This window comes from Parabacteroides sp. AF18-52 (genome assembly GCF_003479145.1).
Lineage (GTDB): Bacteria > Bacteroidota > Bacteroidia > Bacteroidales > Tannerellaceae > Parabacteroides > Parabacteroides faecis.
Map to the genome: position 1 here is coordinate 237,477 of NZ_QUGR01000002.1, position 25,285 is coordinate 262,761.

General features: G+C 41.2%; 20 protein-coding genes. 13 read left to right on the plus strand and 7 right to left on the minus strand.

Annotated elements, in window-relative coordinates; genetic code table 11:
- Window positions 1–252: 252 nt before the first annotated feature.
- The 7 genes from DWX23_RS04645 to DWX23_RS24960 all read right to left on the minus strand — a co-directional run bounded on the left by DWX23_RS04645 (window position 253) and on the right by DWX23_RS24960 (window position 5,411).
- Window positions 253–1,221, minus strand: a complete 969-nt coding sequence (locus DWX23_RS04645) for a FecR family protein (protein WP_122373610.1) — start codon at window positions 1,219–1,221, stop codon at window positions 253–255.
- 68 nt (window positions 1,222–1,289) lie between these two features.
- On the minus strand, window positions 1,290–1,847 hold the full coding sequence (locus DWX23_RS04650) for an RNA polymerase sigma-70 factor (protein ID WP_122373611.1): 558 nt from the start codon (window positions 1,845–1,847) through the stop codon (window positions 1,290–1,292).
- Between the two features lie 113 nt (window positions 1,848–1,960).
- Window positions 1,961–2,740 carry a LytTR family DNA-binding domain-containing protein gene (locus DWX23_RS04655; RefSeq protein ID WP_122373612.1) on the minus strand — a complete coding sequence of 260 codons (780 nt, stop codon included), beginning with the start codon at window positions 2,738–2,740 and terminating at the stop codon, window positions 1,961–1,963.
- Window positions 2,733–3,770 (minus strand): sensor histidine kinase, encoded by a 1,038-nt coding sequence (locus tag DWX23_RS04660; protein ID WP_122354579.1) that lies wholly within the window; start codon window positions 3,768–3,770, stop codon window positions 2,733–2,735. Before DWX23_RS04660 ends, DWX23_RS04655 begins: the two co-directional genes overlap by 8 nt.
- A 112-nt stretch (window positions 3,771–3,882) precedes the next feature.
- A complete protein-coding gene (locus tag DWX23_RS04665) occupies window positions 3,883–4,515 on the minus strand; it encodes a porin family protein (RefSeq protein WP_122354577.1) in 633 nt (210 codons plus the stop codon).
- Window positions 4,516–4,530: 15 nt separating this feature from the next.
- Complete coding sequence (locus DWX23_RS04670) at window positions 4,531–5,181, minus strand: DUF4136 domain-containing protein (protein WP_122354575.1); 651 nt, start codon at window positions 5,179–5,181, stop codon at window positions 4,531–4,533.
- A 68-nt stretch (window positions 5,182–5,249) separates the two neighbouring features.
- Window positions 5,250–5,411: a hypothetical protein gene (locus DWX23_RS24960; RefSeq protein WP_199673221.1), complete on the minus strand. Its 162-nt coding sequence runs from the start codon at window positions 5,409–5,411 to the stop codon at window positions 5,250–5,252.
- Window positions 5,412–5,666: 255 nt separating this feature from the next.
- Here DWX23_RS24960 and DWX23_RS04675 point away from each other — a divergent pair, with 255 nt between their 5' ends.
- The 13 genes from DWX23_RS04675 to DWX23_RS04740 all read left to right on the plus strand — a co-directional run bounded on the left by DWX23_RS04675 (window position 5,667) and on the right by DWX23_RS04740 (window position 24,896).
- Window positions 5,667–5,858 carry a hypothetical protein gene (locus DWX23_RS04675; RefSeq protein WP_122354573.1) on the plus strand — a complete coding sequence of 64 codons (192 nt, stop codon included), beginning with the start codon at window positions 5,667–5,669 and terminating at the stop codon, window positions 5,856–5,858.
- Between the two features lie 5 nt (window positions 5,859–5,863).
- Complete coding sequence (locus DWX23_RS04680) at window positions 5,864–8,233, plus strand: TonB-dependent receptor (RefSeq protein ID WP_122354681.1); 2,370 nt, start codon at window positions 5,864–5,866, stop codon at window positions 8,231–8,233.
- 63 nt (window positions 8,234–8,296) lie between these two features.
- Complete coding sequence (locus tag DWX23_RS04685) at window positions 8,297–9,379, plus strand: sensor histidine kinase (protein WP_122373613.1); 1,083 nt, start codon at window positions 8,297–8,299, stop codon at window positions 9,377–9,379.
- Window positions 9,369–10,433 (plus strand): sensor histidine kinase, encoded by a 1,065-nt coding sequence (locus DWX23_RS04690; protein WP_122373614.1) that lies wholly within the window; start codon window positions 9,369–9,371, stop codon window positions 10,431–10,433. Before DWX23_RS04685 ends, DWX23_RS04690 begins: the two co-directional genes overlap by 11 nt.
- Entirely contained in the window at window positions 10,430–11,143 is a 714-nt protein-coding gene (locus DWX23_RS04695; protein WP_122373615.1) for a LytTR family DNA-binding domain-containing protein, read from the plus strand. Before DWX23_RS04690 ends, DWX23_RS04695 begins: the two co-directional genes overlap by 4 nt.
- A gap of 138 nt (window positions 11,144–11,281) precedes the next feature.
- Window positions 11,282–13,384 (plus strand): right-handed parallel beta-helix repeat-containing protein, encoded by a 2,103-nt coding sequence (locus DWX23_RS04700; RefSeq protein WP_122373616.1) that lies wholly within the window; start codon window positions 11,282–11,284, stop codon window positions 13,382–13,384.
- A gap of 183 nt (window positions 13,385–13,567) precedes the next feature.
- The gene (gene trmB, locus DWX23_RS04705; RefSeq protein WP_122373922.1) at window positions 13,568–14,326 is read left to right on the plus strand and encodes a tRNA (guanosine(46)-N7)-methyltransferase TrmB; all 759 of its coding nucleotides are present in this window, start codon (window positions 13,568–13,570) and stop codon (window positions 14,324–14,326) included.
- A 24-nt stretch (window positions 14,327–14,350) separates the two neighbouring features.
- Window positions 14,351–15,460: an Mrp/NBP35 family ATP-binding protein gene (locus tag DWX23_RS04710; RefSeq protein ID WP_122354561.1), complete on the plus strand. Its 1,110-nt coding sequence runs from the start codon at window positions 14,351–14,353 to the stop codon at window positions 15,458–15,460.
- A 497-nt stretch (window positions 15,461–15,957) separates the two neighbouring features.
- Window positions 15,958–19,125, plus strand: coding sequence for a TonB-dependent receptor (locus DWX23_RS04715; protein ID WP_122373617.1), 3,168 nt, complete (start codon window positions 15,958–15,960; stop codon window positions 19,123–19,125).
- 30 nt (window positions 19,126–19,155) lie between these two features.
- A complete protein-coding gene (locus DWX23_RS04720; protein ID WP_122373618.1) occupies window positions 19,156–21,138 on the plus strand; it encodes a RagB/SusD family nutrient uptake outer membrane protein in 1,983 nt (660 codons plus the stop codon).
- A 17-nt stretch (window positions 21,139–21,155) separates the two neighbouring features.
- Window positions 21,156–22,493, plus strand: a complete 1,338-nt coding sequence (locus tag DWX23_RS04725) for a BT_3987 domain-containing protein (RefSeq protein WP_122373619.1) — start codon at window positions 21,156–21,158, stop codon at window positions 22,491–22,493.
- Window positions 22,494–22,778: 285 nt separating this feature from the next.
- Window positions 22,779–23,975: a 6-bladed beta-propeller gene (locus DWX23_RS04730; protein WP_122373620.1), complete on the plus strand. Its 1,197-nt coding sequence runs from the start codon at window positions 22,779–22,781 to the stop codon at window positions 23,973–23,975.
- 528 nt (window positions 23,976–24,503) lie between these two features.
- Entirely contained in the window at window positions 24,504–24,896 is a 393-nt protein-coding gene (locus DWX23_RS04740) for a GtrA family protein (protein ID WP_122373622.1), read from the plus strand.
- Window positions 24,897–25,285 lie beyond the last annotated feature (389 nt).

The following is a 25,285-nucleotide window of genomic DNA, read 5'->3' on the forward strand; positions in this document are numbered from 1 at the left end:
AAAAGAACAACACATGAAAAATGCAAAGCAAATAGGTTTAGCAAAAGTATTTACCATACATTTTCGTGATTTGTTATATATTTTCATAACTTTGTACATTTAAGAATTAAATTGAATACTATCTTTTTGATTTTAGGGCATATATAATGCTCCAAAAATCGGGATGATTTTCGATTTCAGTCCGGGAAGAAGTGATTGGCCGTCAGCTTCCCGGATACCTTTTTTTCATGATATCGTTATTTTTTTTAGTTATTACTGAATATATACATCATTGTTTACAATTTTATATTTAAAGTTAACTCCAATTCTTTTTAAAACAGTCAATGCATCTTCCAAGGACTCATGTGCATGGAAACGAACAGTAAATGTCATATTTGCAAACTTAGTATCATTATAATTGATTTTTACATTATATTGTCTTTCCAATGCCCGAAAAATATTCCCCAATGTTTCCTGTTGAAAAATTAAATAACCTTTTGTCCAGGAACTTAACCGGGAAGCATCCACAGAACACCTAACAAAAGATGCGTCAGCATGATTATAAACCAACTGTTCATTAGGATTCAATATGACAGAACCGGACGAACCTATTTTATCATCCACTTTAACTCTACCTGATTCCAAAACAGTCGTAGTCTCGTTTTCTTCCGGATAAGAATGTACATTGAACACGGTTCCTAAAGCTTCTACATCCAAGTAATTCGTCTTTACTATAAAAGGCCTTTTTGGGTCCTTCATTACTGTAAAATGAGCTTCCCCTGTTAGAAAGAGTGTTCGCGTATTTCCAAATTTTTCAGGGTAAATCAAAACAGAATTAGCATTTAACCAGACTGTTGATCCATCAGGTAAAGTAATTTGTTTTCTTTCGCCATTTGGAACAAAGCATTCCAACATATGCACATTTATTCCTGAATTTTCATAATACCATGTAGTAGTAAAAATACCTAATAGAGGTAATATAATAATTGCAGCAACAATGGCCAACCGATGATAGAATTGATTTTGCCCGGAATGAATACGTTTATTTACCTTTTTCAATTCTGCGTAAGAATCAAAATCCATAGTTACAGGCAAGGAATTCCATATTTCTTCCAATACTTCCTCTTTTTCGCGGGTTTGTTCCGGTCTGATAAACCACGTTGCAAACCGATTACACACATCTTTAGGAAAATCATTTCCAAAGAAGCGAGAAAGTAATGTATGTAGATGCTTTTTATCCATATTTTATTTAGTCTGTACTATTAAGACAAATGGGATAAAAAATACACACAGTCAAAAATGATTTTTTTTCAAATAAAAAAAGGAAGTACTACTTTTAAGACTTTTCTCAAATCAGATAAAGCCTGAGTTATATGGTTTTCAACAGTTCTTTTGTTGATATTCAGCTGATGGGATATTTCTTCATTGGAAAGACCATCTTTTCGGCTCATTTTAAAAATGAGCTTTCTCTGAGGAGGCATATTGTCAATTGCTATGTCCAGCAAAAGTCCTAACTCTTCAGCTAAAATACGTTCTTCCAGCAAATCATCCACCCAGATAAATTGATTTCGGTATTTTTCCAAATGATCTTCATGAATTGCATGTAACTTATAATAATTATAAATCTCATTTCGAGCCATTCGGTACAAATACGCCTTGAATGATTCGGCAGAAGCCGCAAGTTTCCGATGAGTCCAGACCTTAACGAAAACATCCTGAGCAATATCCAATACCTCATCTTCATCCTTTATAAAACCGAGTAGAAATCGTTTTACTAAAGAATGATATGACATAAACAACATATTGAACGCCTCATGATCTCCTTTTCCTAATGCTTCCAGATACTTAGCTTCTAAGTCTCTATCCATTTGCTTATCTTGTTATTTGTGGCTATTATCGTCTCAAAAGTATGTCATATTCACGGAAAAAACAAATAAGCCAATCATTTAAGCCTGCAAAAAATCAGGAAACCGATCCTTTGTCAATAATTCAACCACAGTTTGAAAGCACTAATCTTCTCGCGGCTCACAATGATCTTATCTTTAAAAGGCGGTATTACTTTCACGACCACTTTTCCCAGGAAATAACTCTCTATTTTCTGGATAGCCTGAACGCTCACCACTGTTTGCCGGTTCGTCCGGAAAAAACGGTCCGGATCGAGCTGCTCGCACAACTTATCCAGAGACAGATCTATAATGTACTCCTTATTTGGGTGGGTAACGGCAAAAGTAATCTTATTTTCAGAATAGAAATAAGCAATATCATCGACCTGCAGAGTAAACAGCTTGTCTTCGCCCGAAATAAGGAAACGTGTCCTGTATTTTTTCGCAGGGCTGGTTATATTCTGTAGTATTTCCAGGATATCCCCTTGTTGACCGAACGGCCTGTAATACTTAGAGATCAATTTCTCAAACTTCTCCAAAGCTTCGGTTAACCGTTCTTTATCGATCGGTTTCAATAAATAATCTATACTGTTCACTTTAAAGGCACGGATCGCATATTCATCGTAAGCTGTCGTAAACACGATCATACTTTCGGGATTCGCCTGTTCAATAAAAGAAAAAGAAACGCCATCGGTCAACTGGATATCCAGAAACAGGATATCCGGATGCGGATTGCTGTTGAACCATTTCACAGCCCCCTCCACATTTCCAGGCAATAACAATATTTCCCATTCAGGACGCAACTCCGTCAACATCTTGTTCAGCAGACGGGCTGCCGGAATTTCGTCTTCAATAATAGCTGCTCTTATCTTATTCATTCAGCAAAGGAATTTTGACAGTAAAACATGTTGAATCATTCTCCACAATAATATCCCGATTATTCATCAATTTATAGCGGGAGGACAGATTCCTGAGTCCGGTACCCGACTTTACTACATTTTGTTTAAGCCTTATCTGATTACTTACGACCAACATTTTCCTGTCTTCTGTAGTACTCAGATGAATGGTCATCGGATTATCCGAATTGATTATATTGTGTTTGATCACATTCTCGGTCAACAACTGTAAAGTAAAAGACGGTATTTTCTTTTCCAACAAAGAAGGATCGATCTTGTTGTCTACAAAAATACAATCCCCCAGTCTTACCTGATGCAGGAATATGAATGATTTCAAAAAAGTCAACTCCGAACTCAAAGTGACCAGTCCTTCCTGCTGGCTTTGCAAAATATACCGGTAGACTTCCGACAACCGCTGGGTAAACACCACGGCATTCCCCGGATTATATTCTATTTCCGAAATCAGAGTATTCAGATTATTAAATAAGAAATGCGGATTCAATTGATTCTGCAAGGCAACATATTGCGCCTTTATAGCGCTCTCTTCCAATTTATTCGCCTTTTCATGAAGGACGATCAACTGCCTGTAAAAATTCGCAACCATCGTGAGACTGACGATCACCATCTCCACCAGCCAGACAACAAAGATCATTCTAATACCAGCCCCTTTTAACGCGAAAGGTGAAGGAATCTCCAACAAAACCTTCACAATGGAAAACAACAGATAATTCAACAAAAACAAAAGTCCCGCCATCAAAATGCAATTAATCATCAATTGATTTTTCCTCTTTACCAGGAACTGATAGCTTCTCTTCTGCCATTCATTGATCAGCATTATACTGAATCCTAATGCATTAAAAACAAACACAACCAACAGGAAAGCCCAGAAAGAAATCAGCAGATGCTGGTGCTGCGGAGAGAGATCCGAATAAAGTACCATAAAGAAATAAGAGAAACAGGCTAATCCGGAAAAAAGGAAGAAATTAAAATAATGATTGTATTTGTTCTGCATAGCTTAATGATCTATTGTAAACACAAATGTAAGGTTTTAAAGAAATAAAGAGGGTATCTGATATCGATTTTCAGATATCCTCTTTATAAGAAAAATATATATCACGAACATATCAGAAGCAAATACCGACACGGAAACCCAGATTATTCTGTCCGTTCATCGAATAAGTCAGCAAATCCGTCTGGTTTGTGGCATAACTGTAATACAAAGCCACATGAAAACCTAAACGTTTGTCAGGTACCGGATAAATATTCATTCCCAATTCAGGCGATACATAAAAACCCCACGGATTCGAATAATAACGGACTGTCGTCATATAACTCGAGTTTTCCGCGTACATAGCTCCCAACCTGACACCGACATAAGGTTTCAGATAATCATTCTGCCCAAGACGGTAAGAAGTGGAAAGACCGAAAGGTAATTGGAAAGCCGACAACTGCTGGTCAGTCGTCAACGACTCGGTCGGCGATAATTGCAATGTCTGCCGGTCTACATATTTATGATTCGTATGAAAACTCAGAAACGCTCCCAACGACCAACGGGGAGTTACATAATACCCTGCTTCAAAATTCATTCCCCAACCACTTATTTTATCGGCAAAATCCGTACTGATCGGAGCATTCATCTGCCAGTCTACATTAAAATGCAACTTATCCTCTACCTGTGCCTGTCCTTTCAAACAGAAAACGGACAGCATCATCAACAATATGATTTGTTTTTTAAAAATGTATCTTATCGTTTTCATAATCTTCCGGTTTTATTATTTATCGGTATACAATATATTGAGATAAGGAGATTGTTCAAAAGCCTGTCCGACTGCACGAAGAGTCAACTGCATGTCGATACGCGAGTTGTTATACATTAGGCCTGAAGCATACGCATGCCAGATTACCGGCAGATCGACCTTCTTACTCTCATCAGCAGGCTTAGCTGTCAAATCGACCATTTCCGCAACAAAGGTACCCGTATCATAGCTATAAGAAACCGGGTACGGATAATACCAATCATTCCAAAATGGTCCCCAAAAACCGGCTCCCCACCAACCATAATAACCATAACCATAGCCCGGAGAAATGATCTGCGTGGTGCTTTGGGCATACGACAATTGCAAGCCGATATCAGCTTTATCCTTGTCATCGACCCGGGTATATCCACGGTCGTCCATCTCAGTCACTACCTCATTAATGATCTTTTGGGCATTCTCGTCTTTCCAGTATTGAGCTTTCATACCGCTACCGGCAATCAGGATGCTATCAGGAAGATAATAAGAACTGAATTTGTTAAACTGAATACTGTTATCATAATTCGTATAAACAGCATAATCACTGGACAGTTTATTCAGGTCCGGATCTTTCTCACAGGAAGAGAATAAAGCTGTCACAGCCAAAGCAAATAAAAACAACTTCTTCATACGTCTTTAAATTTTAAGTAACAGAATTAATTCAAAACTCACAACGAATGTTTTTAAAATCCATCCGATCATCTATTAATAACCAGTCCCGCCTCTTCGAATAGAGACTTATCCAAAACCTCCGGAATCACTTTTTCGTCTTCCGCGACTGGTTTACTCTCTCCCTGTACCGACCTATAGTCGGCACACGTAAACGAAGCTAACAGCCCCAACAGTAATGTGTTTGCCATTTCTCTCTACTATTTTAATCCTCCAATCATTCATTTCAGTGCAAACATATTATATAGATGTAATATAAACTTACTTTATTTTGCCGAAACGAAACAGGAATCTGCCGAAACGTATTTTTTCGTTACTGAAATGAAACAATACCTCGTCGACAGCAGGAAGGATTTTATATACGAAAAAAACACTTCCGTCTACAAATTCAAAAGCACTTTCCATACAGGATTATCTTCGCCGCATAATCATAAAACAAGATTGTTATGAACAAGCGAGAAGTCATTTCAGCAGTAGCAAGCCGCTCAGGAATAGCCCCGGAGGATTGCATCAAAGTATTCGATACGTTCGAAGAGGTTTTCAGTGAAGAAATAGCACGTAGTAAATGGAAAGGCACAATCTTCGAATGTGTTTACGATATCCTGACACGCATCAAAAACAAAAAAACAATTCAATAATGAATATGCATCGTATAATTACATTTTTATTCCTGCTTATCTGGTCTGTATCCATAACCAGAAGTTACGCCCAACAAACCGGAAACAATCAACCCGCACAAACACTACGCGGAACAGTTATCGACAAAGCATCCGGTCACCCGATGCCCGACGTTACGATCATGCTCCGGGATATGCCGGGAACAGGAACTACCACCGATGAGAAAGGCCAGTTCGTACTATCGGGCATTCCGGTAGGGCGACACAATGTAGAGGCAACTTTCCTGGGATACGAACCCGGTATATTCCGGGAAGTTCTCGTCACTTCCGCAAAAGAAGTGTATCTGGACATTTCACTGAAAGAGAACGTCCGGGAGTTAAGCGAAGTCGTTATCCGTCCGCAGATAAACAAAGAACAACCACTCAACAAGATGGCGGTCACCGGTGCCCGGATGCTCAGTGTGGAAGAAGCCAGCCGCTATGCCGGAGGACTGGATGATCCCGCACGCCTGGTCAGTTCTTTTGCCGGTGTAGCAGCCAATCTTTCCAGTAACGGCATATCTATCCATGGAAATGCTCCCCATCTGCTGCAATGGAGAATGGAAGATGTGGAAATACCCAACCCGAACCATTTTGCCGACATTTCGATACTGGGTGGTGGTGTCCTTTCCTCACTCAGCAGCCAGGTCCTAGGAAATTCCGATTTTTTCACCGGTGCATTTCCAGCCGAATACGGGAATGCTGTTTCCGGAGTTTTCGACATGAAACTGCGGAACGGCAACAACCGGAAAATGGAGAACACTTTACAGGCTGGGATATTAGGTTTAGATATCGCTTCAGAAGGACCGTTAAGTAAAAAGCATCAGGCTTCCTATATTTTCAACTACCGCTACTCCACGACCGGATTACTGAACCGTATCTATCCAGGATTGGATATGGGTGGTACACTCGATTACCAGGACCTCAATTTCAAACTGAATTTCCCGACACGTAAAGCCGGAACTTTCTCGGTGTGGGGAACCAGCCTGATCGACAAATACGAAGGTGATTTCGAAGATAATCCACAGGAATGGGAACATACCCGCGATAATTTCAAGTCGGAAGCCAAGCAATATATGGCAGCCGGAGGAGTCAGTCACCGCTATTTCTTCCCGAACGACGCGACACTGAAAACGACCTTGGCCGCCACCTATTCCGGAATGAATGCCACCGAAGATTCTTATGCACCGGACCATACTTTTACCCCGTTCACCTATCAGAAGTATAACAATACCAATTTAACCCTGACCTCTTCCTATAACAGGAAATTCAGTGCGCGGCATACCAACCAGACCGGTTTCACCTATACCCGGATGTTCTACGATATGAGATTAAACCTCGCACCGTATGAAACAGCTCCGTTAAATACCCTCTCCAAAGGGAAAGGACAAACCGACCTGATCTCTGTTTATAGCAGTTCTTCTTTTGGGATAACCAACCGGCTTTCTGTGAATGCAGGATTAAACAGCCAGGTCCTGACATTGAACAATCACTGGACTCTGGAACCCCGTTTAGGAATGAAATGGACACCTACCACGCGGACCTCATTTGCCCTGGCTTACGGTTTACACAGCCGAATGGAAAAAATGGACGTCTATTTCGTCAATTCCAAGAGTTCCGGCAAGGAATCCGTCAATAAGAACCTCGATTTCACAAAAGCTCATCACCTGATGCTGACATTCGGTTACAAATTATCCGATAACCTGCTTCTCAAAGTCGAACCCTATGCCCAGTTCCTGTACGATGTTCCGGTCATTGCCGACAGTTCTTATTCCGTCCTCAACCGGAGAGAATTTTATGTGGAAGAAGCCCTGGTTAATAAAGGGAAAGGACGTAATATCGGAGTGGATATCACATTAGAAAAATACCTGAGCAGGGGATTATATTACCTGATAACGGCTTCCGTTTTCGATTCCAGATACAAGGGTGGAGACGGTGTCTGGCACAATACCCGGTTCAACCGCCGGTATATACTCAACACTTTGATCGGGAAAGAATGGATGCTAGGGAAAAACAGACAGAATATCCTGAGTGCCAATGCCAAATTCACTTTACAGGGAGGAGAACGTTATTCCCCTCTGGATACGGAAGCCAGTCTGGCCCACCCGGATAAAGAAGCACAATATGACGAGACACGTGCCTATTCACAACAATATCCGGTGATGTTCATCGCCAACTTCACCGTCAGTTATAAAATAAACAAAAAGAAAGTCGCACATGAATTTGCGATCAAGGCACTGAATGTAACAGGTACAAAGGAATATTACGGTTATCATTATAACCTGAAATCCGGTGTGATGGAACGTAACGGAAACAGTATCCCCATCAGTAACATCAGTTATAAGCTAGAATTTTAAGCGTTTTACAGACTGGTAACAAATAAAGTAGTAATTTCGGACACTTAAAGAGGATGCCGCTATATGACAGACAGCCCTATAAATAAACAAACTTTTCTGTATCGGTTTCTGGTCAGTTCCAGATACAGAATAGCCCGCCATATCTTGTTGCTCCTGGCAGTGGCGGCAGTATCGCTCAACCAGAATATCTACACATACGGGGCAAAAGCAGAGTTATTGGACCATTACGTTTATCTGGCAGGTTTCTGTACGTTGATCTCTTATGTCATCGTCGGCTATCTCCATCTCTATCTACTGGTTCCCAAACTATTGCTTAAAAAAAAATATCTGGTTTATATCCTATATTCGACCAGTTCCGTTTTACTGCTTATATTGATACGGTACGTACAGGAATACTGGATATTTACTTCATCCGGTATTCCTCCGGTCAGAAGTTCTTACTTCAACATAGTCAGTATCCTGGATAGTTTATCGGATTTCATGCTGAACATGATCTGTATTACCGGTATCTCTATGACTGTTCTACTGAAACACTGGATGATAGAGAATCAACGGGTGAACCAACTGGAAAAAAAGCAGATACAATCGGAAGTGGATAATCTGAAAGAACAGGTGAACCCTTCACTGCTATTCAACACGCTGAACCGGACTGCCGTATTATCGAAAAGCGAACCGCAAAAAGCAGCCGATATGGTGCTGCAGTTAAGCCAGCTACTACGTTATCAACTGTATGACGGAGCACGCGATAAAGTGCTACTGAATTCAGAGATCACTTTTGTGAACAATTATCTGGCACTGGAAAAATTTTATTCCGATTCATTCGATTATCAGATCGTTCCGGATAAAGAACTGACAGGAGTACTTATTCCTCCTCTCCTGCTTGTTCCGATTATCCAGTATGCCTTGAAAAAAGCAGGGAAACAAGAATGCAGACCATCTATTCTCCTGCAAGTCAATCGGAAAGGACAACAAATTGTCATTATCTGCCGGTTTAACGATACCGATACACCGGTTATCAAAGAGCTGGACGGCTTCAATGCACGTCTCGCCCTTCTCTACCCGGATAGCTATTCATTATCCGTTACGCAGGACAAAGATCAGGGGATAAGTACTATTCTATTAAAATTGAATACACATGGTAAATAATACAGATCATATAGTTCCTGATTTCCTGCTAAATCCGCAGAAAAGGATCTACAGGCATCTCCTGTTACAACTGGTCGTTTTCCTTATCACGATCAATGTATTCTGGGATACGCCGGACGAACTGATTATTACTCCGCCACGTATCCGCTCATGGATCGGTTATTTCCTGATTATAAACATGCTCATTTATGTAAATGCTTATATATTAGTACCACGATTTCTGCTAAAAGGGCGTCTCCTTCTTTATCTGATAACAGCATCGGGCCTGATCCTCATTTCTATTGTGATATTAGGCACTCTCCAAACACTTTTTGAAGATACACGTTTTGAGAGCCTGCCCACCAGCCAGTCGGTAATCCTGTTAAATATCCTGTCCTCAACGATATCCAGCGGCTTACTGGTAGCCGGTTCGTCAGCCATGATTCTTTTTAAACATTGGATCAGCAATAACCTGCGTGTCAATGAACTGGAAGCCGCCACCCTGCAATCGGAACTGAAATTCCTGAAAAGCCAGATCAATCCGCATTTCCTGTTCAATATGCTGAATAATGTCTATGTGCTGATCAGGAAAGGGCGTGATGAAGCAGCCGAAGTATTGTTCAAGCTGGAAGACCTGCTGCGTTATCAGTTCAATGACAGTACCCAGGACAGGATCCAACTCAGTTCGGATATTCGTTTTATGAACGATTTCCTGAATCTGGAGAAAATACGCCGCGACAATTTTAATTATACCATTTCCAAAGAAGGCGATATCAACAGTGTATGGTTACCTCCCCTGCTGTTCATCCCTTTTGTTGAAAATGCGGTCAAACATAATACGGACGGAGAGAATGCTTCATTCGTATATATTTCTTTCAATGTGCAGGATAACCGGTTGTTTTTCCGGTGTGAAAATTCAAAGCCTGCCGAAGAGGAAGAAAAGAACAACCGTATCGGTGGCCTGGGACTGAAAAACATCCGGAGGCGGTTGGAATTATTATATCCCGCCCGCCATTCCCTGGAAATCATAGAAGATAAACAAAGTTACATCGTTAATTTATACCTGGACTTATGAACTGTATCATCGTAGACGACGAACCTCTGGCCCGTGAAGCGGTAGAGATGCTGATAAATGAAACCGGAGAACTGACGCTGGCCGGTAGCTTCAATAATGCCACTTCGGCGGCCCGGTTTATCGGAGAACATCCGGTCGACCTGATCTTCCTGGACATCCGCATGCCTAAAGTAACCGGACTGGAATTCGCCCGTACCATACCCAAAAGCACCCTCGTCATATTCACAACTGCCTATGCCGAATATGCAATCGACAGCTATGAGGTGGACGCCGTCGACTACCTGGTCAAGCCGATTATCCCCGAAAGATTCCAAAAAGCAGTAGAGAAAGCCAAAACATATCATGCACTTTTGCTGACAGAAGAAAAGGAAAACATAGAAAATGTAGAAAGCGAGTTCATGTTTGTCAAATCCGAACGTCGTTTCTTCAAAGTCAATTTCAAAGATATATTGTTCATCGAAGGATTGAAAGACTATGTGATCATTCAGCTTCCCGATCAGCGTATCATCACTAAAACAAGCATGAAAGCGATACACGAACTGCTTCCCAAAGCATTCCTTCGGGTGAACCGTTCCTACATCGTCAATACCCAACAAATAGCATCTTTCGATAACAACGACATTTATATCGACAAATATGAGATCGCCATCGGTAACAACTACCGGGATATATTCTTCGATGAATTTGTTGCAAAAATGGGGAGGGTATAATCAGTCGACCGATAAAACAAAATACAGACAATAAGTAAGATAAGCTCAGTCCGGAAGGTAAAAAATTTACTTTTAGAACTGAGCTTTTCTATGTATAAAATACTATTTTTGTTAAGGCTAACGATAAATTCTACCATCATGAAACGACTACTGTTCTTCTATCTGTTTTCTCTCTGTTCTTCTGCCATCATGGCCCAAAATACGATTTATGTATCATCCGATGCTAAAGCTATAGAAAACGGAACGCTTGAATCTCCCTACCAAACAATCGAAGCGGCCTTGAAACAAGGGCTTAATTCCACCGGAAACGATACTGTCCGTATCCATGTCCAGGCGGGTTTCTATCCTTTAAATAAAACGATCCGGATAGAAAAAACTCCTTCTGCCCCTGTTCTCATTGAAGGAGATGAAAAAGATATGCCGGTATTCAGCGGGGCGATCACTCTTACTTCCTGGGAAAAGACACCGCAGGGATGGTGGAAAACACATATCGACGAAGTAACACGCTATGGAGTAAAGATTGAACAACTGTATGTTAATGGGAACAGGGCTATCCGTGCCCGGACACCCGATAAAGGATGGTTCTTCGTGGAAGGAGCTGAAGAAACCGTTCATTATAAAGGGACAGGCCGATCCCCCGAATATGCGACACAACGCATCAGGGTAAAACCTGAAGATATGGAATCACTGAAAGGACTTTCTGCTGAAGAACTGAACAATGTTATGGTCATGTGTTACCATAAATGGGACAATACCCGCAAATATCTATCCCAGGCAATACCTGATTCTGGTTATTTCTTCCTGAACGGACAAGGGATGAAACCCTGGAACCCTATAGGGAAAGGAAGCCGGTTTATTCTAGAGAATTACAAACAAGCCATGAATACCGAAGGGGAATGGTTTCTGGAAACATCCGGCGACCTGTATTATATACCGCGTAAAGGAGAAGTGATGGAAACATCTGTCGCTTATGCCCCGGTTTTAAACAGATTACTTTCTATAAAAGGCGATAAAGACCGTCCGGTTAAGAATATTACATTCCGAAACCTGTCTTTTGAACATGCGGGATATGTAATGCCTAAAACCGGGAATGATCCGGCACAGGCCGCCTCACCTGTCGATGCAGCTATCCAACTCGATCACGCAGACAATATCCGTTTTGAGAACTGCGAAATAAAGCATACGGGAAACTACGCCATCTGGTTCCGGAAAGCTTGTACGAATTGCAAACTGGAACACTCTTATCTAACCGACCTGGGAGCCGGAGCCGTTAAGATAGGGGAATATGAAACACCCGACCCTGCATATCTCACAAAGCATATTACAATCGATAACAACATTATCCAAAAGACTGGATTCGTCTTCCCTTGTGGAGTCGGAGTAGCTATTTTCAATTCATCCGACAACAAAGTGACTCACAACGAAATATCCGATCTGCTTTACTCCGGAGTTTCTGTCGGTTGGGTCTGGGGATACGGAAAAAGTTACGCTGTCAACAATGAGATCGCTTACAACAATATCCATCATATCGGTTGGGGAGAACTGTCGGATATGGGGGCCGTTTATACCCTCGGCATCTCACCCGGTACCCGGGTTTGCAATAATGTGATCCATCACATTTATTCTTACGACTATGGAGGCTGGGGACTTTATACGGATGAAGGAAGTACAGGTGTCGTTATGGAGAACAACCTGGTATACGGTTGTAAAAGCGGCGGTTTCCACCAACATTACGGAAAAGAGAACATCATACGAAATAATATTTTTGCCTTCAACCATTACCAGCAGTTACAATTTACAAGGGTTGAAGATCATCAATCCTTTAGTTTCACTTCCAATATTATATTAATGGACCACGGAGTATATCTTGCCGGCCCCTGGGACAAAGCCGATATGGATATGGATTACAATTGCTATTGGGATTTACGCGGTAATGCAGATCCAAAGTTTCTGGATTATGACCTGAAAACATGGAAAAAGATCAAAGATAAACATTCGATCATACAAAACCCGGGATTTAAAGCCCCTTACCAACTGGATTTCCAATTCAAAGATCAGAAAGCAATCCGGAAAATCAAATTCAAACCGTTTGATTACCAGAAAGCCGGAGTTTACGGCAGTAGCGAATGGATACAAAAAGCCCGGATGAGCAAAGAACGGGAAGAAGAATTTGACAGGATCATCCGGAATAGGGAGGAATCGGTATCTGCCTTATATGATAGAACTATATCTGATATATAAATAGAATACCTTTGGTTATCAGAAGCTAATGAGCTACTACACATAGGGGTATCACAATTTGTGATACCCCCTAATTACAATTTAGGGAGCAGTTTACCTTTTGCTTTTACAGAACAAGGAGTTGCTATGTTATCTTCCGGTTGGATATGTCATCCCGAAAAAATAAAGTATTATCTTTGCAGCATGGGAAAAAATAAGTTAGCAAAGTTTGACGATATGGCGGAGTATCCGCATGTTTTCCAGTATCCGTTTGCCGTTCTGCAAGAGAAAGGATTTGAGTTGAAAGGACACTGGCACAAGGAGTTTTTCAAGAATGACAATCCGATCGTACTTGAATTGGGTTGTGGTAAAGGTGAATATACAGTAGGACTGGCACGCCTGTTCCCCGACAAAAATTTTATCGGTGTAGATATCAAAGGTGCCCGCATGTGGACCGGAGCCAAAGACTCTTACGAATCGGGTATGACCAACGTTGCTTTCCTGCGGACCAGCATCGAACTGATCTCACATTTCTTCGCAGCCGGAGAAGTAGCCGAAATATGGCTGACCTTCCCCGACCCACAGATGAAAAAGGTCAATAAGCGCCTGACTTCTACCCGTTTCATGAAGATGTACCGCGAAATACTGTCAGGCGACGGCATTGTCCACCTCAAGACAGACAGTAACTTCATGTACACTTATACCTGCGAAATGGTAAAAGCCAACAAATATCCCGTATTGTTCAGCAACGACGACTTGTATCACTCAGGATTGGTAGACGATATCCTGTCTATCAAAACCTATTACGAACAACAATGGCTCGACCGCGGACTGAACATCAAATACATCAAGTTTGTTTGTGAAGAAAGAGACGAACTGATCGAACCGGACGTTGAGATCGAACTCGACCCCTACCGCAGTTTCAACCGGAGTAAGCGCAGCGCACTGGCTTCCGGCAAATAAGACAACCAATTATACAATTATATTATGGCTATATATCCTAAACTGATCATGGACGCACTGGCAAAAGTGCGTTACCCGGGGACAGGGAAAGACCTTGTCGAAATGGGCATGGTAGAAGACAACATACGGATCGACGGCAATAAGGTTAGTTTCTCCCTCCTTTTCGAGAAACCCAACGATCCGTTTATCAAATCAGTCGTAAAGGCTGCCGAAACAGCTATCCTGACTTATGTAGGTGAAGATGTAGACATCAAAGGAAACATCGAAGTACTGGCACGTCAGGCAGCACGTCCTGAACCGGATAAACTACTTCCGCAGGTAAAAAATATCATTGCCGTATCTTCCGGTAAAGGAGGTGTAGGTAAAAGTACAGTTGCCGCCAACCTCGCAGTAGCTCTTGCCGGGCTTGGTTATAAGGTAGGTTTACTGGATGCCGATATTTTCGGCCCTTCACAGCCCAAAATGTTCAATGTGGAAGATGCCCGTCCTTATATGGAAGAGGTAGACGGACGCGACCTGATCCAACCGGCAGAGAACTATGGAGTAAAATTGCTATCGATCGGTTTCTTCGTAAACAAGGAAGATGCGGTTTTATGGCGCGGAGCTATGGCAAGCAATGCATTGAAGCAACTGATCGGCGACGCCAACTGGGGCGATCTCGATTACTTTCTGATCGACCTGCCACCGGGAACAAGTGATATTCACCTGACAATGGTACAGACACTGGCTATCACCGGTGCCATCGTAGTCAGCACTCCGCAGGAAGTTGCCCTTGCCGATGCCCGCAAAGGTATCAGCATGTTCACAGGCGAAAAGATCAATGTGCCGGTATTGGGACTGGTTGAAAATATGGCCTGGTTCACCCCTGCCGAACTGCCGGAAAACAAATATTACCTGTTCGGAAAAGAAGGAGCCAAACGTCTGGCAGAAGAACTGAATGTCCCGCTGTTAGGACAAATACCTATCGTACAGAGTATCTGTGAAGGAGGTGACAACGGAACACCTGTTGCCCTGAATCCTGATACGATCACTGGAGCCGCATTCCGCAATTTAGCAGAAAACGTAATTGAACAGATCAATTACCGCAATGCAAACATGGCTCCCACACAACGGGTACATGTTTCAAAGACGTAATCTTTAAAAACAGAAATCATCCTATAAAGAAGAAGGTATCCTTTTGGGGATACCTTCTTCTTTTTGTCATATAGGCAGGGGTTCTTTTGCCTGGAGGTTAACTCTTTAAATATTATCTTAACCTATCTTATATATTTTATTTTCAGCAACGGCAAGTACGATTTTTTACCGAAATAAACAAGAGGGAACATCCGAATCACCTCGACTGTCTCTTTGTTTTTCATGTCACCCCAGACTAAAATATATTTTTACTTTTTTATTCTTCTTTTAATTCGATGACATAATCCTTAGAGAACTAAGGTGATAAAATGCTTTTTGAAAGGCTGGTTGATTCAGTGTATGCTTCTAAATCTCCGCTGTTGGATAAATTATGTTAAACGATTAGTTAAATTTAATAATGCAGATTGTATTGTTAAGATTTATTTCACTACTTTGCATCAATATCGGACTTAGTTCTCTAAGAACTTATATATTGTTTAACTTTAAATTATCCGCACATGGATTTAGTATCATTGAAAAGAAAACGGAAATTGATTGTGATTCTGCCACTTTGCGCAAGTTTCATTAGCAGTTATCCGCTCTACGCCACCGCCGGTCCGGATGACACCCCGGTGTTGAAGATTACCCAAAGCACGCACCCATCCAAACGAACTGTCGAAGGAACTGTGTTTGATGCTTCCACAGGAGAGGTGTTGATTGGTGTAAACATCCGTATCAAAGGAACAACAAGCCAGGGTACTATCACAGACACTGAAGGTAGGTTCACGATCCCTGTTACAGGCAGTCAAACAGAGTTGTTATTTTCTTACATCGGTTACAAGGAACAGACAGTAGAGGTTGGCGATTTGGGAGTCCTCACTGTAAAAATGCAATCAGACAACGAAATGCTGGATGAAGTGGTTGTTGTAGGTGCCGGTACGCAGAAAAAAGTGTCGATTACAGGTGCTATTACATCAGTTGAAGGTATTACTTTAAAAACTCCGACTTCTTCGCTTACCAATTCTTTAGCCGGAAAATTGGCCGGTGTCATCTCGACTACCAGTACCGGTGAGCCCGGACAGGCTTCAGAGTTCTATATTCGGGGTATCAATACTTTCGGAGGGGTGGCAACTCCTTTGATCCTGCTCGACGGAGTAGAAATATCCAGTGGTGACCTGAATCGTATCCCGGCAGAGTCCATCGAAAGTTTTTCTTTACTGAAAGATGCATCGGCTACAGCCATCTACGGTAACCGAGGTGCCAATGGCGTTATGTTGGTTACAACTAAAAGTGGTGCTGAAAATTCGAAAACAACTGTCAACGTATCTTTGGAAACATCTTATTTCCAACCGATGAACAAAGTTGAATTCGCCAACGGTACCACGTTCATGCGAACCTATAACGAAGCAGAGCAAGCCCGCAGCCTCACACCGATTACCCCAAGATATTCGGAAGAACAGATTCTGAATACAATGAATGGAGTCAATCCATACATTTATCCGGATGTAGACTGGTACAAATTACTCTTCAAAGAGGGAAACTTTAACCAGCGCGCCAACATTAACGTGCAGGGCGGTGGTTCACGCGTCAAATATTATATGAGCTTGCAAGCTAACCACGATACGGGTTTACTCGATGCTCCATCCGATTACTACTACAATCCGAACATCAACAATTGGGAATACAATTTCCAGAACAACATCTCCTATAAGATGACCAGCACGACCACCATCGATATGAGAATGATGGCACAAATAGGAAACAGGAAGGGCCCCAATTACAGCACCTCAGACTTATACAAGAGCGTGATGGTAGCCAATCCGGTATCTTTCCCGGCTTATTTCCCGGCTCAAGACGGTGACGAACACATCCGTTTCGGTAACACACTGATCAAATCGGGAAAGTATGGACAAAACCCGTATGAATACATGATGAGTTCATTCAAGGAAAACAACTACAACACCTTGAATACCTCAATCGCCATCAATCAGGATTTCAGCTTCATCACCAAAGGGTTATCTGCCAAGGTGTTGGTAAATTTCAAAAACTATTCATCTTCTGACTACAACCGTACAATGGCATCCTACTTCTACGAAGCAAAAAACGGTTCTTATAACCCTGAAACAAACGAATACGAACTCACCCTGTTGCGAACAGGCGAAGACTTCGTCAAGCAATCGGACATCAGTAAAGCTGCCGACCAGACATTCTACCTTGATGCACGGCTAGATTGGAAACGTAGTTTCGGTTCTCATAACATGACGGCCATGTTCATGTATATGATGCGCGAATACCGGAACGATGCCCTACCTAACCGTAACCAAGGTTATTCCGGTCGTCTTACCTATGATTATTCCAATAAATACTTGCTGGAGTTCAACTTCGGTTACAACGGTTCCGAACGTTTGGCTAAAGATGACCGCTTCGAATTCTTCCCGGCAGCATCTGTAGGGTGGATAATCAGTAGCGAAAAATTCTGGGAACCCATCTCTGAATATGTTAATCACTTTAAAGTCAGAGGTTCTTACGGATTGGTTGGTAGCGATGCATTCAACAGCGGTGCACAACACTTTCTGTATCAAAACCAAGTGGGTATCGGTAACGGTAGCAGCTATACCACAGGCTTACCGACAAACTCAATCGAACGTAGCGGACACTCTTTCAATATATTGGCCGTACAAAATGCAGGATGGGAACACGTTAAGAAATTAGATATCGGTACCGACATCTCACTCTTCAACCAGGTAAACATCACATTCGATTATTTCCATGATCATCGCGACCGTATATTGATGAAACGTGCTTCCTTCCCCAAGATACTGGGATACTGGGGTTCTACCCCTTGGAGTAACATCGGAGAAGTGATAAACCAAGGCGTCGAATTAAGTGTTAACTGGAATAAACAAATAGGTAAAGACTGGATTGTGGATTTCCGCGGAAACTTCACTTATAACCAGAATGAATACAAATACGTAGACGAACCGGATTATCCTTACGTGTGGCAGACCGATACTGGGAAACCGCTGAACACCTTGAAAGGTTACATAGCAGAAGGTTTATTCACAAGCCAGGAAGAAATAGACAATTGGGCGGACCAATCACAACTGGGTGCCAACATCATGCCAGGTGACATCAAATACCGGGATATAAACGGGGACGGACAAATCACTTCGGAAGACAAAGTCTTGCTATCTACCTACAATAATATGCCTCGTATCCAATACGGTTTGGGATTGAATGTCAGATACAAGAAAATCGATTTCGGTGTATTCTTCAACGGTTCGGCTAAACGCAAAATTATGATTAACTCCGGTTACGCTCCCTTTATCTCGGCTGGCGGTGATGGCGACAACTCCGAAACTCTGCCCCGTAACCTGATGCAGTGGATTGCCGACGAACACTGGTCTGTGGACAATCCCAACCCCAACGCCACCTATCCGCGTTTAGGCACTACCGATGCCGACATATCCAACAACACGCAAGAAAGCTCTTACTGGTTACGTAACGGGAACTTCCTGCGATTCAAAACATTGGAAGTCGGTTACAATTTCCCACATTGCCGTGTTTACTTCACAGGAGACAACCTGGCCGTTTTCAGTCCGTTCAAATTGTGGGATCCGGAACTTTCATGGAACGCTTATCCGTTACAGCGTACCTTTAATTTGGGAGTTCAACTTAGATTTTAAAAATACAACACACAATAAAGATATAAATATATGAAATTCATACAAAAAACCAATCGACTAATAAAAGCATCATTGTCGATATGCCTGCTGGGATTATCCGCGTGCAGTTATCTGGACGTTATTCCGCCGGCACAACCAGATTACGATGACACGATGAAAGATGAGGCCACTACATTAAGTTTTTTATTCACGGCCTATTCTTACATACCCGGTACGAATCCTTTCATCTATCAGCATATTGAAAACTCGGCAGACGAAATGGTACATCCCAAAGATTGGGGTGTAGAGGAGCAGCAAATGTTATTTGGAACCATATCCCCCTCATCCGATCCAGCCAAGTGGGAAAGTATTTACAATTATATCGGTTACGTCCATTATTTCATGGAACAATTGGAGTTATTACACCCCGTAGGTGTCACGGAAGAGGATAAAAATCAATACCGGGCCGAGGCTTATTTCCTGGAAGCCTACTACCATTTCCGGGCATTGGAAGCATTCGGACCCTGTCCGATCATTCCGGCAAAAGTAGACCAAAACATCTCGAAAGACGACATTCCGGGACGTTCTCACTTCGATTACTGCGTCGATTACATCGTAGACAAATTGGATGAAGCGGCAAAGGTACTTCCCGTAAAACGTGAGACAGCCGACCTGGGACGTGCCGATGCCACTATTTGCAAATCTCTGAAAGCGCGAGTTCTGTTGTATGCAGCTTCTCCATTATGGAACGGTTCGTTCTACAATAAAAATTGGCGGAACCTGAACTACGAAACACCCGGATACGGAACAGAATTGGTTAGCTCCACTTATGACAAAACGAAATGGGACCGTGCTCTGACTGCTTGTAAGGAAGCCCTGCAAGCTGCCACAGATGCAGGCTATGAATTATTCGATATCGAAACAGCCAATGCGATTGCCGACCGTATGAAAATACCATTGCCATTTATTCCCGGCCTGGAAGAAGACACGGAGAAAAACCGTGAATTCAAAGAACGTGTCCGTATGTTCCAGTATTTGTCTACAGCTACCGAAGGTGACAACAACAAAGAAATCATCTGGGGACAGATTGTATCGAGCAGCGGACTGGGAGAAGTAAACCCGAACATCAGCCGCATGCCCGAAAGAAGCATAAAAAAGAGTGACGGCAGTTGGGCCGGAGGTTATTCAGGCTGGGCTCCCACTTTAAATGCAGTAAAACGTTTCTATACCGTAAACGGTGAAACTCCGGAAAACGATAAAAACTTCTACCCGGAAAGTAAGTGGTATGAACGTTACTACGAAGGAACTTCAAGTCCTGAACTGGAAACAGATGGTCTGGATAAAGAAGACGTTAAAAATGACATCATCAAATTCAATGTTCACCGTGAAGCCCGCTACTATGCATGGATTGCATTCGACGGCGGTCAATATTCACCTGTTATGGTAAATAACCAACCTCTATGGTTAAACTTTAAGAATTCCAACACCAATGGTTACAGACCCGGTTTACGCAATGTGTCAGGTACCGGTTTCCTGACAAAAAAGTTCATCACACCGGATCTTATCTATAACACCTCCGGCGGACTTAGCGGAAGCCGTATACGGGCACCTTTCATCCGTTTGGCGGAACTGTATTTGAATTTAGCAGAATGTTATGCAGCTCTGGAGCAGACAGACGATGCACTCAAACAATTGAATGTCATCCGCAAACGTGCGGGTATCAAAGAACTTACCAGTTCAGATTTGTCAACAATGAGCCTAACCGAATGGATCCGCAACGAACGTTTCGTCGAACTGTATCAGGAAGGCCACCGTTATTACGATGTACGTCGTTGGACTATCGCTCCCGAAGTTCTGAAAGCCGGTGAACGCTACGGACTGAACGGTATGACCACTGACCCTTCGTTTGAAGAGTTCAACAAACCGACGCTGATAAACCAGCCGATCAAATGGGATAACAAACAGTATCTGGCTCCTATCCTAAACAGTGAGATATATAGTAATCCGCAATTGGTACAAGCTCCCGGTTATTAATCTAAAAAACAATTTGTATGAAAACAAAACTAATATTGGCGGCAGGAGCTTTAATCATATTAGGAGCCTGCAACGAATCAAAATATGAATTGGAGAATTTGGTTCCGGAACAATACCATAAAGTAATGTATATAAACAATTCCGGCACAAAAGATTTGACCTTATACAACACAGGTGAAGACAATACATACAACCTCTCCATTTACAAAGGCGGAAGCGAACCGGGATTAACAGCCAACGTTAATATCGGTGTGTTACCACAGGAAACCGTCGACAGTGAATATAGTTTGCCGGAGGGAGTAAACTATAAGGTCATAAGCCCGGAATGCTATTCTTTCGAAGCTACCCAGCTTAGCTTTTCATCCGAAGAGCGTTTCAAAAACGTGACAGTCTCCATCAATGTGCCGAACGTTGAAAAGATTATGGCTAATAATCCCGAAGCTACATGTGTGTTACCTTTGTACATTTACAGTGAGACTGATTCCATAAATGTAAATAAGGACGAAGTATTTCTCAAAATAACGCAGGTACTCACACCGACATTAGGCTTCACAACCACCGATCTCACTTATAAACCGTACACAATCGGTTTTACAACTGAAACAGCCGAAATAGACTTCGGACTCGATACAGACAATAAATGGGATATCGACTGCCAATTCGAAGTAGATGCCAATTATGTGGATGAATACAATGCTAAAAACGGAACCTCTTTCGTAGCCTTACCAGACGATTGTTATTCATTTGAGAAAAGCATGACACTTGCTAGCGGAGTAACTACTGAAAAAATGGTCGTTACTATTAATGGAAGCAGCCTGCAACCCATCGACTATATGTTGCCTGTACGACTTAAGGAAGCATCGCTGTTCGAAGTTTCCGAAAAAGCCTTGTATCCGTTGGCTATCCGTATTGTCGGTAAGGAATTCGACCGCTCAAGCTGGTCCATTACTGCCAATACCGAAGAAAAGAGTGGCGAAGGTGTTGGTAACGGTGTAGCAACAAGCCTGTTAGATGGTAATATCAACACATTCTGGCACTCACAGTGGCAAGGTGGTTCAATCAATCTGCCTCACGAACTGGTAGTCGATGTTAAGGAAGTTGTTACCTTCTCCCACATCGGATTAACGGAAAGACAACATGCTCAATACAAAGACGTAAAAGCCGGTGAATTCTTCGTTAGCTCCGACAAGCAGACATGGACTTCTGTCGGTAAATTTAAAGCAGAGCAGGTATACGAAAACCAAATATTCCCCATAACTCCAACGAAAGGACGTTATTTCAAAATACAAATCACCGAAAGCAACAGAGAGCAGAACTCATCTCTCGCCGAGATTTATGCCTATGGTATAAAATAACCTCATATGAAACAGGTTATAGGACCTGCGATAGAGGGGCTATCCACTTTTGGATAGCCCCTCTTGTTTATTTTGATAATAATTCGCACTTATCATTGCATAAATAAAACACAAACAAAGGCACAGGAAAAACTTATAGACAAAAAGGCTTTTGATGGGATTTAGCAAAGGCTATTTTACTGTTACAAATTGCATGCACCAATTTATTTTGATGAAAAAGTAAAAAATGTTCTTTTTCTGTTAGGGTAAAATCGGATCAAGTTGTTCCTCTCATAAAAGCAAAATATGAAAAAACATTTATTACTACTAGCCATGTTCATTACCTCCTTATATGGCTGTTCATCTAAAAACAGTGAAGTTCAAACTTCATCTGATATAGAAACAATTCCTATAACAGACTTTGAAACAATTTACGGAAAACTTTCCGATTTTGCAGAAGAGGTAAAAATGATCCCTTTAGAGTTTACAGACGAATCTATATTAGGAGAAATAAGAAAAGTCGTAATGTCAGATAAATTTATCTTTATAATAGAACAAACTAATCGGGAAGGTGTATATGTATTTGATCATACCGGCAAGTATCTGTATCGCATAGGTACCCAGGGAGAAGGACCAGAGGAATTTGTTCATTTATCAGATTTCTCTATTGATGAGGAAGAAAACGTGATTTATCTGTGCGATAGTCCCAGGAAAAGGATATTAGCATTCACTTTTGAAAATAAGTTCATCAAAGATATACCGATGGATTATGATGCCACGTGCTTTGAATACCAAAATGGACTCTTTTTCTTATACAAAGAATATTCGCAATCTTGTACACCTTCTTATTCGTTAGTCGTTAAGGATCAAAACGGAAACTTAGTCGAAAAATATTATCCAATGCCAAAAGATGTAGTAGAATATAACTCCGCCTGTATCTTTCGTAAAAGAGAAAACAATATCCTATTCGCACAAGACTTAAATGACTCTGTTCTTCTTTTATCAGAAAACAAGCTAACCCCTTTATACTACATTGATTATAAAGACAGAACTATGAGTGAAGAAGATAGAAGCGATTTAAAAAATCATGTTCGTCCTCCCCTGGATATACTTTTAGAGAAAAAGACATTAGGAGGTATCAGCGATATATTTGAAATCCATGATAAAGTTTTTATCAAACATATAGATATAGCTATTCCGATGCTGACCGTTTATGAGAAGAAAAAAAGATATGTTAAAACATTTCGATTTCTAGAAGATGAATTTCTATTTCTTGCAACTGGACACCCTATTGGTCAATACAAAGATTATCTCCTTTCATTACAGGAGCAGGAACAGATACAAAACAGCATGGACTACTTTGATACCTGGATAAAAGATGGGTATTTAAATTTAGATAAAAACAAAGCTGATGAATTAAGAAAAATGATAGAAGAAAAACTACCTAACAGAAATACAGATGAATGTAACCCAGTCCTCTTTATGATAAAAGTAAAGAAATAAAAAAAAAGCAAGGGCTCACGTCAGAAACCCTGCATATCTTTTTCCTGTACAGAAAATAGCATCCCAACAAACATTGAATATCATATCAAAAAGAGTACCTTAAAGCGACTAAAAATGATCTTATGAAAAACTATTTTGCTATTACAATTTGTATCCTTCAATTTTTTTTGATGAAAAAGTAAAAAACTTCATCTTTCAGCTAGGGCTAAATCAAAAAAAGTTGTTCTTCCTACATTATATATAGATATATGGTAAACTTTAAATATATACTATTATTAATAAGCATTACATTATTAGCTTATTATCTCATATTCCAAAATGATTTTCTATATTGGGGGAATGGTCAATGTATAGATTTGATCCGTGTAATAGATAATCAAGGGGGAGGTCCTAATGAATATCTGAGACTAGGAGAAATAAATATTAATATTACGTCTAAGGAACTTATAATAGCAGATGCAAAATATCCATAGCTAACAAGACAATATAGTGAAAGAACAAAGTGTCTAATATGTAATTCTCAATAATATGGAACAACTTATATCCAAATTCCTCTGTTTCTCCTTGGTTGGCCTACTTGGTATGGTCATTGATTTTACTGTAACATATATCTGTAAAGAGCATCTGAGATGGCAAAAGTATCTGTCAAATACATTAGGTTTTCTGACTGCTGTTTGCTCCAATTTCATATTTAACCGATCTTGGACATTTGAGAGCCGGAATCCGGCAATAGGAAAAGAGTTTGCGACTTTTACATTTGTATCATTGATTGGGTTAATGATAAATAGTGCAGCTTTATGGTTGTTGCATCAACGTCTGAAAGTTCCTTTCTATTATGCCAAAGTAGTAGCTACAGGAATAACAGTCGTATGGAATTTCTTTGCTAATCTATGTTTTACATTTAATGAATCTTGCCCGTGAAGAAGGGGCGTTTTTTAGTAGAAGAACGGAGCTCTAAAGAGGAAGAGCAGAGTATCAGTTTCCGGAGAGGAAAAATCTCAATAGATGCGAATATTAAACGATTACGCCAGATCATTCAAATAAAACACTTAAAAACAAAGTAGAAACTAAACTTCTGTTTATATTTGCAAATGATATGCAGACAGGCAAAGCGTTGCCGGATGCAACTTATTAGCAAAACATAAGCGTTTAAAGATATTATCCTAACAATGAAATCTCGACAATTTCAACTACTCTGGATAATAGACAACAAAACGCTCATGTTCTTTTCCTTGTTATACACTGACAGGTATATTATGTACTTGTGTATTCAGGATAAAGAGCGTGAGTCTGTTGTTTATATCAGAGTT